Consider the following 15,998-nt stretch of genomic DNA (forward strand, 5'->3'; position numbering starts at 1 on the left):
CCCAACGATGTCCTTGTATTCGCGGTACAGCGAGAGCTCCATCTCGGTTTCGTACTTCTCGAGATCTTCGGCACTCATCGGTTCAGTGGTCCTTCGGTCGGTGTTCGGTACATCTTTCCTCAGCCCAATTCGGCATGCTGCTCGGGTTCCCCGTCGGCCAATCGCCGCACGTTGATGAACGAGTATCTGTGCTCGCTGCATGGGCCGTGCTCGGCCAACGCCGCCGTGTGGAAGGCGGTGCTGTAGCCCTTGTGCACGGCGAAACCGTAACGGGGATAGCGGGAATCCATCTGCACCATGAGACGGTCACGACTCACCTTGGCGAGCACGCTGGCGGCGGCAATGCAGGCCGCCGCGGCGTCACCACCCACCACCGGCAGCGACGGCATCGGCAGCCCTGGCACCCGAAACCCGTCGCTCAGCACGTAACCCGGCCGAAGCGGCAGCCCGGCCACGGCCCGCCGCATGCCTTCGATGTTGGCGACGTGAACACCACGCCGGTCCACTTCCTTCGACGGGATGAAGACGACGTGGTAGGCCAGCGCGTACCGCCGGATCAGCGGAAACAGCCGCTCGCGCTCGCGCTCGTTGAGCTTCTTGGAGTCGTCGAGAGCCGACAGGCTCTCTAGTCGGTTGGGACCGAGCACACACGCCGCCACGACCAGCGGACCGGCACAGGCGCCGCGCCCCACCTCGTCGACCCCGGCCACCGGACCCAAGCCACCCCTATACAGCGCCGATTCGATCGTGCGCAGGCCAGCGGACTTGCGGATCACGGCCCGAGGCGGCCAGGTCGCCGGCACGGCGGTTACTGCGAAGTCTGCGGATTGATGGCCGAGACGGTGCCCCATCGGCCGGGCGGCCACGCGATGAAGCGCGCCTTGCCGATCACGTTGGCGACCGGGACCGTGCCCGCCATCGGGTCCCCGGTGCACAGCAGACCCTTCTGAGCATCCGCAGGCAGGTTGGTGCAGTGCGCGCGCGAGTCTGCCGAGTGCGTGCGATTGTCGCCCATCACCCACAGCCGGTTCTCGGGGACCTTCACGGGCCCGAACTCATTGCCGAGGCAGGGGTAGATCTGCGGATCGGCCATCATCGTGTTGACGTCGAGGAAGGGCTCGTTGAGCTTCTTGCCGTCGACCGTCAACCCCGTGCTGGCGCGACATTCGACCGTCTGACCACCAACGGCGATCACGCGCTTGACGAGGTCGTTTTCGTCGGGCGGCACGAAGCCGACGAACGAGAGCGCATTCTGCAACCACCGGATCGGGGTGCTGTCGGACCGGATCGACTTGTAACCGACGTTCCACGCTGGCGGGCCCTTGAAGACGATGACGTCACCGGGCTCGGGCGCAGTGAAGCGGTAGGTGACCTTGTCGACCATGATGCGATCACCCACGCAGCCGGCGCAGCCGTGCAGCGTGGGTTCCATCGACTCCGACGGAATGAGGTATGGCCGCGCGACGAACGTCAGCATCACGTAGTACAGAACGAGCGCGATGCTGAGCAGAATCGCCGCTTCACGCACGGCGCCGCGCTTCTTCTTCGGCGGATCCTCGTCGTCGACGTCGCGATCCGACTGTCCAGAGGGCTCTACGTCTTCTTCGGCGGCATCGGGCGCGTCGGTGGATCCGGTCACGTCATCAGAGTAGTCAGCGCGGCGCTCGGCGCCGCGCTGCTCGGGGTTAACCGTCACATCCGTCCGGGTGCGGCGCCGGCGTCAATCAGCGCTTTTCCTTGATCTTCGCCTTCTTGCCACGAAGCTCACGCAGGTAGTAGAGCTTGGCGCGTCGCACGTCACCGCGGGTGACGACATCGACGTGGTCGATGTTCGGCGAGTGCAGCGGGAAGGTCCGCTCGACGCCGACGCCGTAGCTCTCCTTGCGCACGGTGAAGGTCTCGCGAACGCCGCCACCCTGCCTGCGCAGGACGACGCCCTTGAAGACCTGGACGCGCTCCTTGGAACCCTCGATGACCTTCACGTGGACGTTCACGGTGTCGCCTGGGCCGAAGGCCGGGATGTCGTCGCGCAGCGACGACTGGTCAATGAAGTCCAGGGTGTTCATCGGTGACACTTCCTCATGGTTCGGATCGTTTGATCGTGTGCTCGGTTGCGGCCATGGGCCTCACGTCAGTGAGCGACGCGTAGCCGGACCGAGGTCTTCTGGTGTCTCTCGCCACAGGTGGGAACATGTTTTTCCCGCCGTGCGCAGACAACTGCTCAATTGTGCCAGACGGGCACCTCACCAACGAAATCGCGCCAGGACTTCCCGTCGAACGTCACACGCGACACAGGAGTCCGCTGCGGGCGCGGCGAGGACGCCTAAAGGTTAGGGTACGTACCGAGGGAAGGGGCCTCACCCTTGCGCGGGGGCCGTTTTTCCGTCCATCTCACTCGTCCAGGGAGGGCCATGTTCCGGCGGCCATCGAAGCTGCTGATGGTCACCGCACTCGCAGCAACCGTGGTGACGGTCGCCTCGGGATGCGAGGCCAAGGTCTACGGCACTCCTCCCGCGCCTGCGTCGCCACCGCTCACCGTGGTCGCCCCGCTTGGCAGCATGGCTCCCTTGCCGGAGGTCCCACCCGACGAGCCCGCCGCGGCCTTCGTCGGATTGGGCGCCCGCGAACAGCAGGCCACCGCGGAGGCGTCCAAGTCCGGCGCGGACATCACCGTGGCCGTGCTCGACCGCAACACCGGTCAGCTGGTCGCCAACGTCAACAGCGGCACCATCGCCATCGCCTCCGTCGTCAAACTCTTCATCGCCGACGACCTCTTGCTGCAGGTGTCCAAGGGTCAGACGCAGCTCTCGCCCGACGATCGTGCGGCCTTCGACAGGATGCTGCGGTCATCCGACGACAGCGCCGCCGAGACCTTCTGGAACCGCAGCGGCGGCAGCGCGATCATCAGCCGCGTGATCGCGCGCTACGGGCTGACGTCCACCAAACCACCGAACAACGGGCGCTGGTTCAACACCACCAGCTCGGTGACCGATCTGGTCCGGTATTACGACATGATGTTGGCGGGCACCGGCGGACTGCCGCCGGAGCAGGCCAGCATGATCCTGGCCAACCTCGCGGCGTCCACGCCGACGGCGCCCGACGGGATGGTTCCCGGGGGTGTCTACCCACAGCGCTTCGGCATCCCCGAAGGGCTCTACGCCGAGCCCGTTGCCGTGAAACAGGGTTGGATGTGCTGCATCGGGGCCGACTGGCTGCACCTGTCCACGGGCGTCATCGGGCCGGATCGGCGCTACGTGATGGCGATCAGCGCCATGCAGGCCACTGACGCCGACGATGCGCGCGCAGCCATCACCCAGGCGGTCAAGACGATGTTCCCCGGCGGCAAGATCTAGTCAGCCGAGCAGCTCGGGTCTGCGGTCGCGCGTGCGTTGCAGCGACTGCTCGCGTCGCCAGGCCGCTACCTTGCCGTGGTCACCGGACAGCAGCACGGGCGGCACGTCCAGCCCTCGCCAGCTCGACGGCCGCGTGTAGCTCGGCCCTTCCAAGAGACCATCAGAGTGCGAGTCATCCTCGTGTGAAACGGGATTGCCGAGGACGTCCGGAAGCAGCCGGACCACGGCCTCGATCATGACCAGTGCCGCGGATTCACCACCGGGCAGTACGTAATCACCGATGGACACCTCCTCGACGCGCATCCTGCGCGCTGCATCGTCGATGACGCGCTGGTCGATGCCCTCGTAGCGTCCGCACGCGAACGTCAAGTGCGCCTCGCCGCTCCATCGTTGGGCATCGGCCTGCCGGAAGGGCCGGCCCGCGGGCGTCGGAACGACGAGAAGTGTTTCCGCGGAACAGATTTCGTCCAGCGCCTCGCCCCACACGGGCGCCTTCATGACCATGCCGGGGCCGCCGCCGTACGGGGAGTCGTCCACCGAGTGGTGCACGTCGGAGGTCCAGCGGCGCAGGTCGTGGACCGCAATGTCGACGATGCCGTTGGCGATCGCCTTGCCCGGCAAGGATTGTCGGAGCGGATCGAGATAGTCGGGAAAGATCGTGACGACGTCAATGCGCATGGCGACCTAGATCGAATCCAGGTCCAGCAGGCCATCGGGAGGGTCGATCTCGACGAGGCCATCCTCCAGTGACACCGCGGTCACGATGGCGCCGACGAACGGTACGAGAACCTCTGGACCGTCGCCATCGGCGGGCCGCACCGCGAGGATCTCCCCCGCCGCGGTGTGCAGGACTTCCGCGACGGTGCCCACCTCCCGGCCGGCGAGGGTGCGCACCCGCAGGCCCTCGAGTTGGTGATCGTAGAACTCGTCGGGGTCTTCGATCGCGGGCAAGTCGGCGGTGTCGACGATGAACAGGCTGCCGCGAAGCGCATCTGCCGCATCGCGGCTCGCGACCCCCTCGAGTCGGACGAGCAGACGGCCCCCGTGCTCCCGCATCGAGTCGACCACGACGGTCCGCTCACTCTTGTCACGCGCTCTGGCGCGCAGTGCGGTACCCGGTGCGAAGCGATCGTGGGGATCGTCGGTGCGGACGTCGACGACGATCTCGCCGCCGATTCCGTGCGCCTTGACGACACGCCCGACGACGAGGTCCATTTCCCATTCTCCCGAGTCGCTGCGCTCCTGCCCGCCGGAGCGGCTCTACTTTCCGAGTCGTCTTACTGGTCGGTGTCCACCACGTCGACGCGGATGCCACGGCCACCGATGCCGGCGACCAGCGTGCGAAGGGCGGTTGCCGTGCGGCCGCCCCGACCGATGACCTTCCCGAGGTCGTCGGGGTGCACGTGCACCTCGACGGTGCGCCCGCGGCGGTTGGTCACCATGTCGACACGGACGTCATCGGGGTTGTCGACGATCCCACGCACCAGGTGCTCGACGGCGTCGACGACGGCAGTGCTCATTCGGCAGGGGCTGCGTCGGATGCGGCGTCGGCAGGTGCCTCGACGGCGACCTCAGCGGTCTCGGCCTCTTCGGCCTTCTTGGCGGGGGCCTTCTTCTTCTTGGTCGTCGTCGCGTCGCCGGTGGGCGCATCGTCGGCAGCGGCAAGCGCGGCGTTGAACAGGTCCAGCTTGGAGGTCTTGGGTTCCTTGACCCTCAGGGTGCCCTCGGTACCCGGCAGGCCCTTGAACTTCTGCCAGTCACCGGTGATCTTCAGCAGGGCGAGGACGGGCTCGGTGGGCTGGGCGCCGACACCCAACCAGTACTGGGCACGCTCCGAGTCGATCTCGATGAAGCTGGGATCTTCCTTCGGGTGGTACTTGCCGATGACCTCGATGGCGCGTCCATCGCGACGGTTGCGCGCGTCGGCGACGGCGATGCGGTACTGGGGGTTGCGAATCTTGCCGAAGCGGGCGAGCTTGATCTTGACAGCCATGTCGAACGAATTCTCCTGTGATTGCCACGCGTGCAATTCAGCGACTCGAGCGGATTGCCCGGTCCGGTTTTGCCTTGCGTGTGTGACCGACGGACGGCGCATCGACCGAGAAGAATCTCGTATCGAACCGGGTCGCCCGTCAGACAGCCGCCAATTGTGCCAGAACACGCCCCATCGGCGGAAATCGCCCAGTCCCCCGCCCCCGGCGCACGGGGAGCTCAGACGATCCGGTCGAAGCACTTCGTCTCGACGCGGCGGGTCATCCGCCAGCCGTCCGCGGTGCGGATGAACTCGTCGTCGTACCAGAGTCCGCAGAACAGGATCTGTCCCTCGTCACTGAGCTTCATCGGGTTGAAGCAGAGGATTCGGGACTTCGCCGTGTCCCCAGCCGAATCACGCGTGACGTGGACGTCGAAGTTGCCGATCAGATGCGAGTAGGCCGGGAAGTTCGGCAACACCTCCGACAACCACTTCTTCACGTCGGGAAAGGTGCCGTCGATGCCGCCCATGGCGCGGTAGTCGATGTAGGCATCGGGGGTGAACACCGCGTCGAGGTCATCGAACCGGCGGGTGTCGATCGCGGTGGAGTAGTCGACGAGGAGCTGTTGTATCTCGAGGCGGTCGGAGATCTCTTCCAGACTCAGCATGCGTTCGATTGAACACCTAGGCACCCGCTCAGGTGTGCGGACCCTCCGACGGTGGCCAGGGCTCCCCCGGCAAGGCGTCTCCCGGTTCGGTGAAGTCGCCGCGCGATAGCGGCACCCACTGCTCGGTGGGTGCGGGCTGTTTCGAGGACGGGAAGTCCCTGAGCTTGCCCGAGGGATGGGCGTCCCACGTCGCGAACGTCAGCGATGTCTCCAGCCAACCCTCCAGAAGCAGGTAGCACGCCTCCAGCGAATCGAGGTGGCTGCGCTCCCAGCCGTGGCTGCCGTCTAGTCCGAACGCGACGAGGGCGGCCCGCGTGTTGGCGCCAGCTTCGATCGCCGCCGCCGCGTCGGACCGGTAGAACCGAAAGATGTCGCGGGCGTGCGCAATTCCCCGATCCTTGGCGAGGCGGAGCAGGTTCCGGGTCAGGTGGTAGTCGAAGGGTCCGTGCATGTCGGCCATCGGGATGGTGACGCCGTGCTCGAGGGAATGTTGGCCCGGCGCGCACACCGCGTTGTCCACGGACACCAACTCGGCGACGTCCGGCGGCAGCCCGCTACTGGCGCCGTGTCCGACCTCCTCGGTAATGGTCACCATGATCGTCGTCCGGTGTGGCAACACGACCCGGTTCTCCATCACGTGCTTCGCCAGTGCCAGAGCGACGGCGACGCCCGCCTTGCCGTCGAGATGGCGCGAGACGATGAAGCCGTCCTCGGTGAGTTCCGGACTGGTGATGAACGCGACGAAGTCACCAATGTTCAGCCCGATGGCCACCAGGTCCTCCCGGGTCGAGACGTTGCGGTCGACGCGGACCTCGACGTGCTCCCAATCCGTCGGCTGGGTGTCGATCTCGTCGCCGAAGGCATGTCCGGATGCCTTGAGCGGCATGACCGTTCCGGTGATGAAGTCTTCACTGTCATCGGTGAAGATGCGCACCCGCGCCCCTGCCGCGAACCGCGCCGAGAACGTGCCGACCGGGACCAGTTCGAGCCGCCCGTTGTCCTTGAGTTCACGGACCATGCAGCCGATGGTGTCGGCGTGCACGACGATCGCCCGGTCGGTGGTGGCCGACTTCCCAGGAAGCTCCGCGGTCAGCGCACCGCGGCGGGTCAAGGTGAACGGCACGCCGAAGTCGTCGAGGATGCCACCGATCAACTGCATCACCGCATCCGTCCGCCCGGAGGGGCTCGGCGTCTGCAGCAAGGCGAGGAGCGTGTCGACCATCCAACTGCGATCGTCGGTGGTCATCCGAGCGGCGCCGTTGGTTGCGAGGTCTGTCAAGGTTGCCTTTCGGTTCGATGGGCGCAGGCGACGTTCTACTCCACGGGGTCGGGCTGCCACGCCCACGGAGTCGCTGCCGTGCGGGGGAAGAGTAGATCCACGAATGCCTGTGCCGTCGGCCGGGGTTCGTGGTTGGCCAATCCCGGGCGTTCGTTCGCCTCGATGAACGCGTACTCCTCACCGTCGACGGACGGCACCATCAGATCGATGCCCGTGACGGGGATGCCGATCGCATCGGCCGCGTCGATGGCGACCTTCGCGAGGACGGGATTCAATTCGTCGGTCACGTCGCGGATGGTGCCGCCGGTGTGAAGGTTCGCGGTACGCCGCACGACCAGGCGTTCGTTCAGCGGCAGCACGTCATCGAGGTCCCAACCGGCATCGCGCACCGTGTCGACGGTGAGATCGTCGACGGGGATGGTGGATTCACCGTGGGTGGCGGCGGCGCGCCGACGGCTCTGAGCCTCGATGAGGTGGCGAATGGTGTGGTCGCCGCTGCCGACCACCTCGGGCGGACGCCTCAACGCCGCGGCGATCACCTTGCCGTTGATGACGACGATGCGTAGGTCTTTGCCCTCGCACAGCTCTTCGATCAGGACGTCGGGGCTGTGCTCGGCGGCCAGTTTGATGGCGCGGTCGAGGTCCTCTGCCCGAGTCACCCCGACGGTGATCCCCGCACCTTGTTCGCCGCGGGCCGGTTTCACCACCACCGCACCCATCTTCTGAAGGAACTCGACGTCGTCGTCGGTGAAGCTCGCGGTGCGCCCCTCTGGCACCCTGATGCCTGCCTCCGCGACGACCCGGCGGGCAACGCGCTTGTCGTCGCAGCGGCTCATCGCGACGGCGTTGGTGAGTTCGGACAGCGACTCGCGGGTGACGACACTGGTGCCACCGTGAGTCAACTTGAGGTAGCCGCCCTTGGCGTCGAGCACCTGCACGGCGATACCGCGCAGAATTGCCTCGTCGGCGATGATCCTGGCATAGGGGTTGAGCTGTGCCAGTTCCTCTTCGGATTTGGCTGGGGCGAAGAGCTTTTCGTTGATGGCGTTCTTGCGCTTGATGCCAAGCACCGGCACCCGGATGAAGCCCATCCGCTCGTACAGCGCGATGGCCCCTTCATTGTCGTGGAGCACCGAGAGGTCCATCTGGGCGCGCCCACGCCGGATGAACTCCTCGATGAGCGAGCGGACCAACAGTCCCCCGACGCCGGGGCGCGACAGGGTCGGGTCGACCGCGAGACACCATAGGCTCGAGCCGTTCTCGTCATCGCCGAAGAGCTGGGCGTGGTCGATGCCGGTGACGGTACCGACGACGGCCCCGGTTTCGTCGTCCGTGACCAGCAGGTACACCATGTGCGGCGCGTTCTGGCTGTTGTCCCACATGAGGTTGACGTCGGCCGGAACCATTCGGCACTGCAGGTAGATCTGGTTGATCGCGGCGCAGTCCGCCACGGTGGCCACCGGCCGCACCGAGAGACCGGGGACCGAAGGGGGCTGGTAGGCCAGCGGCTTCGTCAGGTCGACGCGGTAGGTGAAACTCGGATCGATGAAGAACTCCTGCGGATGCAGGGCGACGAAGACGTGCGGGGCGTCGAGGTACATCCCGATGTCACGGCGCCCGCTGGCCTCCGCGCGCAGCGCTGTGCCGAACTGCTCGGGGTCGTCGCACGTCTGCCCGAAGACCAGACGCCCCCAGCCGAGGTCCTGAACGACGCCGACCGCCCGCGCTTCGCCGTCTGTGTCCGTCATGGTCATTTGATCCCGTCGACGTGGCGGGCCAGCCACAGTTCCAGTAACCCAATCTGCCACAAGGGATTTCCCCTCAGCGGTGTGAGATTGCCATTGGGCTCGGCCAGCAGCGCGTCGACCGCATCGGGCGTGAAGAGGCCTCGGTCGCGGGCGGCGGAGCCGTGCAACGCATCTCGCACCAGGTCGAGGTATGGCCCCTCGAGGTGCTTGAGCGCCGGGACGGGAAAGTACCCCTTCGGTCGGTCGATGACCTCGTGTGGGATGACCTTGCGGGCAGCTTCCTTCAGGACGCCCTTGCCGTCGTAGGCGGTCTTGAGCTCGGGTGGGCAGGTCGCGGCGAGCTCGACGAGTTCGTGGTCGAGGAACGGCACGCGGCCCTCCAGCCCCCAGGCCATCGTCATGTTGTCGACGCGTTTGACCGGGTCGTCGACGAGCATCACCGTGGTGTCCAACCGCAGCGCCCGGTCGGTCGCGGTGGCCGCACCGGGATTCGAGAAGTGGTCGAGCACGAACTGCTCGGCGACGTCGGTGTCGAGCCGCCACTGTCGCGCCAGGAGCCTGTCGATCCCCGCGTGGTCGCGGTCGAAGAACGCCCTGCGGTAGCGGGACAAGGCATCACCGGCATCCCCGTCGGCGGCGTAGGCCATCGGCGGATACCAGTGGTAGCCGGCGAAGATCTCGTCGGCACCCTGTCCCGACTGCACCACCTTGACGTGCTTGCTGACCTCCTCGGACAGCAGGTAGAACGCCACGCAGTCGTGGCTCATCATCGGCTCGCTCATGGCGCCGATGGTGTCGGTCAACGCGGGCAGCATGCGGGCGGTGTCGATGCGAATCTGGTGGTGGTCGGTGCCGTAATGCCTGGCGATGACGTCGGAGTACTTGAACTCGTCGCCCTCTTCTCCGCCCGCGGCCTCGAAGCCGATGGAGAACGTCTGCAGGCCGTGCTGGCCCGCCTCGGCGAGAAGGCCGACGATGAGGCTGGAGTCCAGGCCGCCGGACAGCAGGCAACCGACGGGTACGTCGGCGACGAGGCGGCGCTCGACAGCCGTGCGAAGGGAGGTCAGGATCGCGTCCTGCCAGTCCGCCTCCGACCAGTTGGCCCGTTCGGCGGAGCGTTCGAACATCGGCTCCCAGTAGGTCTGCGTGGTCCTGCTGCCATCGGGCTCGATGCGCATGATGGTGCCCGGCTCGAGCTTGCGGACGCCCTTGAGGATCGTCCGGGGGGCGGGCACCACCGAGTGGAAGCTCAGGTAGTGGTTCAGGGCGACGGGGTCCAGTTCCGTGTCCACTCCGCCTGCGGCGACCAGGGCCGGAAGCGTCGACGCGAAGCGCAGTCCACCCATCCCGCCACCCTCGTCGACGTCGCACCAGTAGAGCGGCTTGACGCCGAGTCGGTCCCGCGCCAGCACGACCCGCCCGGTGACGGTTTCGGCGACCGCGAAGGCGAACATCCCCTTGAGGTGGTCCACCACCCGCTCGCCCCACTCGCGGTAGCCCTTGAGGATGACCTCGGTGTCACTGTGCGAGAAGAACCGGTAGCCGCGGCTCAGCAGTTGCTGACGAAGCTCCGGGTAGTTGTAGATGCATCCGTTGAACGCCACGGTGAGGCCGAGCTCGGGGTCGTGCATGGGTTGATGACCGTTGCTGGAGAGATCGATGATCGCCAAGCGGCGGTGGCCGAGTGCCACGCCTCCGCTGGACCAGGCGCCTCCGCCGTCGGGCCCGCGGGGCACCATGCAGTCCGTCATTGCGCCGATGGCGGTGAGATCGGCCGGACGGCCACGGGCGATTTCGCCGGCAATGCCACAAATGGTGATCGACTCCTCGGTGGTGTCAGCATTGGGATGGCGACCGGCCGTCGCGACGTCCGCGCACGACAAGATCAACCTGCCGCTATGTAGCCCCATTACGGACGCGTCAAACAACACGGTGGTGAAGGCAAGTAGGCTCGGCGGCCATGGTTCGGCTCCTCGGCGCACTCGCGGTGTCCATCGCTACGCTTCTCCTAGGCTCATCAGTGCTCGACACCGCCGTCGCGGCAGCCGACAACGACGTCCAGCCGATCGGCAGCGTGCAGATCCCCGTCGGCCCCGCCCCTGCGTGGATCGTCGCCGACATGGACTCCGGCCAGATCCTCGCGGGTCACGACGAGTACGTCACCCATCCACCCGCCAGCACCATCAAGGTGCTTCTCGCCCTGGTGACCCTCGACGAGCTGCCGCTGGATGCCACCGTCGTGGCCGACGAGGCCGACGCCAAGGTGGAGTGCAACTGTGCGGGCGTCAAGGCCGGTCACACCTATACGACGCAGGAACTCCTCGACGGGCTGCTGCTGGTGTCGGGCAACGACGCCGCCAACACCCTGGCTCACATGCTCGGCGGCACGGACGTCGCGGTGGCCAAGATGAACGCCAAGGCGGCCGCGCTCGGCGCCACTGGAACGCGGGCCGGATCACCGTCTGGGCTCAACGGACCGGGCATCGATGGCTACACGACGCCCCACGACCTGGCCATCGTCTTCCGCGCCGCATTGGCCAACCCCGTGTTCACCGCCATCACCTCGTCGCCGACCGCGCCGTTCCCCGGCGACGCCGCACCAGTGACGCTGATCAATCAGGACGAGATGTTGGGCCGCTACCCGGGCATGCTCGGCGGGAAGACCGGCTTCACCGACGCGGCCCGCAAGACGTTCGTCGGCGCGGCTCAACGCGACGGTCGACGCCTGGTGGTCGCCATGATGTACGGGCTGGTCGTCGAGGGTGGGCCCACCTACTGGGACCAGGCCTCCGGCCTCCTCGACTGGGGTTTTGCGCAGAACCGGTCGGTCGGCATCGGAACCCTTTAGCGAAACCCGATACCCGACGGAGACCTCATCGCGCGCAGGACGAGTCCTGCGATCCCTACGCTCGCTCGGGTGCGAGGACTGTTCGCGGCCCAGACGTTGCTGGCGCTCGCCATCGGTGCGGCGCTGACCGCGACCACCGCGCCCGTCGCGTTGGCGCAACCCTCGATCGAACCAGCGGGGGCGGTCGTCGCGCCGCCGGACGGTCCGGCGCAAGCCTGGCTGGTCGCCGACCTGGACAGCGGGCGCATTCTCGCGGGGAAGGACCCCGACGGCTCACACGCCCCGGCGAGCACCATCAAGCCGCTGTTGGCAATGGTGGTGTTGGACCACCTCAACCCGAATTCGTTCGCCCGGGCCAACAAGAGCCACACCGAGGTCGAGTGTTCGTGTGTGGGGCTGGTGCCGGGTCAGGCCTACACGACCACTCAACTGCTGGCAGGCCTTCTGATGGTGTCGGGCAACGACGCCGCCAACATGCTCGCCGACATGCTCGGTGGACAACGTGTGGCGGTCGCCGCGATGAATGCCAAGGCGCAGTCGCTCGGCGCTCGCAGCACCCGCGCGTCGTCCCCGTCGGGACTCGACGGGCCAGGCTGGGAGACCGTGACCACACCCCACGATCTCGCGTTGATCTATCGCCAGGCGCTGAAGTATCCGCTGATCGCCCAGATCTTCCAGTCCCCGTCGGCGTCCTTTCCCGGCAAGGACGGCGGTCCCCGACGGATCGAGGGCCAGAACGAGCTGCTCACGCGTTATCCGGGCGACTACGCGGGCAAGACGGGGTACACGGACCTGGCCCGCAAGACGCTGGTCACTGCAGCCAACCGCAACGGGCGTCGCCTTCTCGTGGTGTTGATGTACGGCAGCGGCGATCTCTATGACCAGGCGATCGGGCTGTTCGACTGGGGCTTCAGCCAGCCGGCTTGAGTTCCCGGCTTCGGGACCTCGCGAGCAGTCAGAGGATGCGGCCGCGCAGCATGATCAGGTCCGGGTGGTCGAGCACACCCGGCGTGCGCGGATCCTCTGCGTAGCAGAGTAGGTCGGCCGACGCACCGTTCTCGAGCCCAGGCCTTCCCAGCCATGCCCTGGCGTCCCAGCACGCCGCGCCGAGTGCGGCCGTCGCGCTCATGCCAATGGTCTTGAGCGCGTCGACCTCGTCGGCGATCCGGCCGTGGGCGACCATGCCCCCCGCGTCGGTGCCCGCGTAGATCGGGATACCGGCTTCGTGCGCGGCGCCGACCCGTTGCTTGCATGACGCGTAGAGCTGACGCAGGTGCTTGGCGTAGGTCGGGTACTTGGCCGCCGCATCGGCGATCCCTGGAAAGTTCTCGATGTTGACCAGCGTGGGCACCAGGGCAGTGCCGTGCTCGAGCATCAGCGCGATGACGTCGTCGGTGATGCCGGTGCCGTGTTCGATGCAGTCGATGCCCGCATTGATCAGACCGGGCAGCGCGTCCTCGCCGAACACGTGTGCAGTCACTCGGGCACCCTCGGCATGCGCGGCCGCGATGGCCTCGATGAGGACGTCGTCGGACCACAGCGGCGCGAGATCGCCTGCGTCCCTGTCGATCCAGTCCCCCACCAGCTTCACCCAGCCATCGCCCCAGCGCGCCTGTTCGGCGACCGCTGCGGGCAATTGCGACTCATCCTCGATGTCGATCGGCAGGCCGGGGAGGTAGCGCTTGGGCCTGGCCAGGTGACGCCCCGCCCGGATGATCCGCGGCAGATCCTCGCGATCGTCGAAGCTGCGAGTGTCGACGGGAGAGCCGGCGTCCCGCAGCAACAGCGCGCCGACGTCCCGTTCGGTCTCCGCCTGCGCGACGGCCTCCTCGAAGCTGGTCGGACCACTGGCTCCGAGGCCGACGTGGCAGTGCGCATCGACCAGGCCCGGCAGGATCCAACCACCGTCGAAGGCCGTCTCGGCGCCTGCGACGGGTTCGGCGCTCAGCAGGCCACGGTGCCCATGCTCATCGCGCGAGCGCTCATCGACCATCCACCACTCGACGGGCTCCCCGTCGGGCAGTCCGCGACCGCGAATGCGGAGACGCAACGGGTTACTTCTGGTTGGGGAACTTCAGCTTGGACAGGTCGAAGTTGGCCAGACCCGGTGGCAGCTCGTCGAGGCCCTTCGGCATGTTCGACAGGTTGGGGAACCCGGCGGGCACGCCGCCAACGCCCAACGGATTCGGCGTCTTCGGCGGAGTGGGACCCCTCCCGCCCTTCTTCTTGCCTGCCTGCTTGTTCTTGCCCTTGGCGGCCTTACGCGATGATCCGTTGCGGGCGAAGGGCATTCCCATCTGTCCGGCCATCTGCGACATCATCTTGCGGGCGTCGAAGAACCGGTCGACCAGCGAGTTCACCTCGGCGACCGCGACACCCGAGCCGTTGGCGATGCGCAATCGGCGCGAGGCGTTGATGATCTTCGGGTCGGCACGCTCGGCGGGAGTCATGCCGCGGATGATGGCCTGGACTCGGTCGAGCTGGGTGTCGTCGACGGCCGCCAGTGCGTCCTTCATCTGACCCGCCCCTGGCAGCATGCCGAGGAGGTTTCCGATCGGGCCCATCTTCCGGATCATCAGCATCTGCTCGAGGAAGTCCTCAAGCGTCAGCTCGCCGGAGCCGATCTTGGCGGCAGCCGCCTCCGCCTTCTCGGCGTCGAAGACCTGCTCCGCCTGCTCGATGAGGGTGAGCACGTCGCCCATGCCCAGGATGCGACTGGCCATCCGGTCGGGGTGGAAGACGTCGAAGTCCTCGAGCTTTTCGCCGTCGGACGCGAACAGGATCGGCACGCCGGTGATCTCGCGGACCGACAGTGCCGCACCACCGCGGGCGTCGCCGTCGAGCTTGGTCAGCACCACACCCGTGAATCCGACACCCTCGCGGAACGCCTCCGCGGTGGTCACGGCGTCCTGGCCGATCATCGAGTCGAGGACGAACAGCACCTCGTCGGGGTTGACGGCATCCCGAATCGCGGCCGCCTGGTTCATCAACTCCTCGTCGATGCCGAGGCGGCCCGCGGTGTCGACGATGACGACGTCGAAGTGCTTGGCCTTCGCCTCGGCGAGGCCCGCCGCTGCGACCGCGACCGGGTCACCCGTCTTCATCTGGGCGATGTCGACGCCACCGGGCGAGACGCCGGGGTTCGGCGCGAACACCTGCACGCCCGCTCGCTCACCTACGATCTGGAGCTGGTTGACCGCGCCGGGTCGCTGCAGGTCACAGGCCACCAACAGCGGTGTGTGGCCCTGGTCGGAGAACCACTTGGCGAGCTTGCCCGCCAGCGTCGTCTTGCCGGAACCCTGCAGGCCGGCGAGCATGACGACCGTCGGCGGATTCTTGGCATACGCCAGCTGCCTGGTCTCGCCGCCGAGGATGCCGACCAGTTCGTCATTGACGATCTTGACGACCTGCTGGGCCGGGTTCAGCGCACCGGACACCTCCGCGCCCTTGGCGCGATCCTTGACCCTGGTGATGAAGGCGCGCACGACGGCCAGCGAGACGTCGGCCTCGAGCAGGGCCAGGCGGATCTCGCGCGCCGTGGCGTCGATGTCGGCGTCGGTGAGCCGACCCTTGCCGCGCAGGCCCGAGAGGGCCCCGGTCAATCGGTCGGATAGGGATTCGAACACGTGGTTAGCCTAGCTGGCGACGCCGGCCGACGACGGTGCGGCCGCTGCCCGTGCCGGATCGCTCTAGTCGCTCAGGTGCCGCCTCTGGTGCGAAGCCCGCAGCGCGCTCCGGGTCAGCTTGCCCGCACTGTTCAACGGCAGTTCGGCGACGAAGTGCCAGTACTGCGGAACCTTGAACCCTGCAAGGCTGACCCTGGCGAATGAGTGCAGCTCCTCTGGGTGCGGCGGGGTCGCCGGATCGGCGGGGACGACGAATGCGGCGAGCGTCTCGCCGAGTCGCGCATCGGGCACACCCACGACACCCACCATGGCAACGCCGGGGTGGGTGCTCAGCACGTTCTCGACGTCCTGCGGGTAGACGTTCTCTCCACCGCGGATCACCATGTCGTGCCTGCGCCCACTCAGGTGCAGATAACCCTCGTCGTCCACGATGCCGAGATCGCCGGTATGCAGCCACCCGTCGGCATCTCGTACCGAGAGGTGGTCGGCCGCTGCGAGCACCTC

General features: G+C 67.1%; 18 protein-coding genes. 3 read left to right on the forward strand and 15 right to left on the reverse strand.

Going from position 1 to position 15,998, the window contains the following annotated elements; all coding sequences use genetic code 11:
- The 4 genes from QOD90_RS16520 to rplS form a co-directional block, all read right to left on the reverse strand.
- On the reverse strand, positions 1-78 hold a 78-nt coding region (locus tag QOD90_RS16520; RefSeq protein ID WP_526351598.1), incomplete at its 3' end, for a DUF2469 family protein.
- A 41-nt stretch (positions 79-119) separates the two neighbouring features.
- On the reverse strand, positions 120-803 hold the full coding sequence (locus QOD90_RS16525) for a ribonuclease HII (RefSeq protein WP_526351571.1): 684 nt from the start codon (positions 801-803) through the stop codon (positions 120-122).
- Positions 804-808: 5 nt separating this feature from the next.
- Positions 809-1,696, reverse strand: coding sequence for a signal peptidase I (gene lepB, locus QOD90_RS16530; protein ID WP_526351573.1), 888 nt, complete (start codon positions 1,694-1,696; stop codon positions 809-811).
- Between the two features lie 28 nt (positions 1,697-1,724).
- On the reverse strand, positions 1,725-2,066 hold the full coding sequence (rplS, locus tag QOD90_RS16535) for a 50S ribosomal protein L19 (protein WP_526351575.1): 342 nt from the start codon (positions 2,064-2,066) through the stop codon (positions 1,725-1,727).
- A 345-nt stretch (positions 2,067-2,411) separates the two neighbouring features.
- On the opposite strand from rplS, the gene QOD90_RS16540 reads away from it, so the two are divergent.
- Entirely contained in the window at positions 2,412-3,353 is a 942-nt protein-coding gene (locus QOD90_RS16540) for a serine hydrolase (RefSeq protein ID WP_526351577.1), read from the forward strand.
- On the opposite strand, the gene trmD is transcribed toward QOD90_RS16540, so the two are convergent.
- From trmD to QOD90_RS16580, 8 genes are all read right to left on the reverse strand, one after another.
- Complete coding sequence (trmD, locus tag QOD90_RS16545; protein ID WP_526351579.1) at positions 3,354-4,031, reverse strand: tRNA (guanosine(37)-N1)-methyltransferase TrmD; 678 nt, start codon at positions 4,029-4,031, stop codon at positions 3,354-3,356.
- 6 nt (positions 4,032-4,037) lie between these two features.
- A complete protein-coding gene (rimM, locus tag QOD90_RS16550) occupies positions 4,038-4,568 on the reverse strand; it encodes a ribosome maturation factor RimM (RefSeq protein ID WP_526351581.1) in 531 nt (176 codons plus the stop codon).
- Positions 4,569-4,630: 62 nt separating this feature from the next.
- Positions 4,631-4,873, reverse strand: coding sequence for an RNA-binding protein (locus tag QOD90_RS16555; protein ID WP_431508628.1), 243 nt, complete (start codon positions 4,871-4,873; stop codon positions 4,631-4,633).
- Positions 4,870-5,346 carry a 30S ribosomal protein S16 gene (gene rpsP, locus QOD90_RS16560; protein ID WP_526351583.1) on the reverse strand — a complete coding sequence of 159 codons (477 nt, stop codon included), beginning with the start codon at positions 5,344-5,346 and terminating at the stop codon, positions 4,870-4,872. Before rpsP ends, QOD90_RS16555 begins: the two co-directional genes overlap by 4 nt.
- A gap of 218 nt (positions 5,347-5,564) precedes the next feature.
- Complete coding sequence (locus QOD90_RS16565; protein WP_526351585.1) at positions 5,565-5,993, reverse strand: nuclear transport factor 2 family protein; 429 nt, start codon at positions 5,991-5,993, stop codon at positions 5,565-5,567.
- Between the two features lie 28 nt (positions 5,994-6,021).
- Positions 6,022-7,239, reverse strand: coding sequence for an osmoprotectant NAGGN system M42 family peptidase (locus QOD90_RS16570; protein ID WP_526351587.1), 1,218 nt, complete (start codon positions 7,237-7,239; stop codon positions 6,022-6,024).
- Between the two features lie 68 nt (positions 7,240-7,307).
- Complete coding sequence (ngg, locus tag QOD90_RS16575; protein WP_526351589.1) at positions 7,308-9,020, reverse strand: N-acetylglutaminylglutamine synthetase; 1,713 nt, start codon at positions 9,018-9,020, stop codon at positions 7,308-7,310.
- 2 nt (positions 9,021-9,022) lie between these two features.
- Complete coding sequence (locus tag QOD90_RS16580) at positions 9,023-10,834, reverse strand: N-acetylglutaminylglutamine amidotransferase (RefSeq protein ID WP_526351600.1); 1,812 nt, start codon at positions 10,832-10,834, stop codon at positions 9,023-9,025.
- Positions 10,835-10,980: 146 nt separating this feature from the next.
- On the opposite strand from QOD90_RS16580, the gene QOD90_RS16585 reads away from it, so the two are divergent.
- Both QOD90_RS16585 and QOD90_RS16590 read left to right on the forward strand, forming a co-directional pair.
- The gene (locus tag QOD90_RS16585; RefSeq protein ID WP_526351591.1) at positions 10,981-11,868 is read left to right on the forward strand and encodes a D-alanyl-D-alanine carboxypeptidase family protein; all 888 of its coding nucleotides are present in this window, start codon (positions 10,981-10,983) and stop codon (positions 11,866-11,868) included.
- A gap of 69 nt (positions 11,869-11,937) precedes the next feature.
- Positions 11,938-12,795: a D-alanyl-D-alanine carboxypeptidase family protein gene (locus QOD90_RS16590; protein ID WP_526351592.1), complete on the forward strand. Its 858-nt coding sequence runs from the start codon at positions 11,938-11,940 to the stop codon at positions 12,793-12,795.
- A gap of 28 nt (positions 12,796-12,823) precedes the next feature.
- Here the strand turns inward: QOD90_RS16590 and QOD90_RS16595 are convergent, their stop codons facing one another.
- From QOD90_RS16595 to QOD90_RS16605, 3 genes are all read right to left on the reverse strand, one after another.
- Positions 12,824-13,861, reverse strand: coding sequence for an amidohydrolase family protein (locus QOD90_RS16595; RefSeq protein ID WP_526351602.1), 1,038 nt, complete (start codon positions 13,859-13,861; stop codon positions 12,824-12,826).
- A 61-nt stretch (positions 13,862-13,922) separates the two neighbouring features.
- The gene (gene ffh, locus QOD90_RS16600) at positions 13,923-15,494 is read right to left on the reverse strand and encodes a signal recognition particle protein (protein WP_526351594.1); all 1,572 of its coding nucleotides are present in this window, start codon (positions 15,492-15,494) and stop codon (positions 13,923-13,925) included.
- Positions 15,495-15,557: 63 nt separating this feature from the next.
- A partial coding sequence (locus tag QOD90_RS16605) for a class I adenylate-forming enzyme family protein (RefSeq protein ID WP_526351596.1) occupies positions 15,558-15,998 on the reverse strand: 441 nt, incomplete at its 5' end.

Source organism: Mycobacterium sp. (assembly GCF_032161845.1).
Classification (GTDB): Bacteria; Actinomycetota; Actinomycetes; order Mycobacteriales; family Mycobacteriaceae; genus Mycobacterium.

Coding starts and splice junctions, on each gene's coding strand:
- rplS (WP_526351575.1), bottom strand. CDS start 2,066: ATGAACACCCTGGACTTCATTGACCAGTCGTCGCTGCGCGACGACATC.
- QOD90_RS16540 (WP_526351577.1), top strand. CDS start 2,412: ATGTTCCGGCGGCCATCGAAGCTGCTGATGGTCACCGCACTCGCAGCA.
- trmD (WP_526351579.1), bottom strand. CDS start 4,031: ATGCGCATTGACGTCGTCACGATCTTTCCCGACTATCTCGATCCGCTC.
- rimM (WP_526351581.1), bottom strand. CDS start 4,568: ATGGACCTCGTCGTCGGGCGTGTCGTCAAGGCGCACGGAATCGGCGGC.
- QOD90_RS16555 (WP_431508628.1), bottom strand. CDS start 4,873: ATGAGCACTGCCGTCGTCGACGCCGTCGAGCACCTGGTGCGTGGGATC.
- rpsP (WP_526351583.1), bottom strand. CDS start 5,346: ATGGCTGTCAAGATCAAGCTCGCCCGCTTCGGCAAGATTCGCAACCCC.
- QOD90_RS16565 (WP_526351585.1), bottom strand. CDS start 5,993: ATGCTGAGTCTGGAAGAGATCTCCGACCGCCTCGAGATACAACAGCTC.
- QOD90_RS16570 (WP_526351587.1), bottom strand. CDS start 7,239: ATGACCACCGACGATCGCAGTTGGATGGTCGACACGCTCCTCGCCTTG.
- ngg (WP_526351589.1), bottom strand. CDS start 9,020: ATGACGGACACAGACGGCGAAGCGCGGGCGGTCGGCGTCGTTCAGGAC.
- QOD90_RS16585 (WP_526351591.1), top strand. CDS start 10,981: ATGGTTCGGCTCCTCGGCGCACTCGCGGTGTCCATCGCTACGCTTCTC.
- QOD90_RS16595 (WP_526351602.1), bottom strand. CDS start 13,861: ATGGTCGATGAGCGCTCGCGCGATGAGCATGGGCACCGTGGCCTGCTG.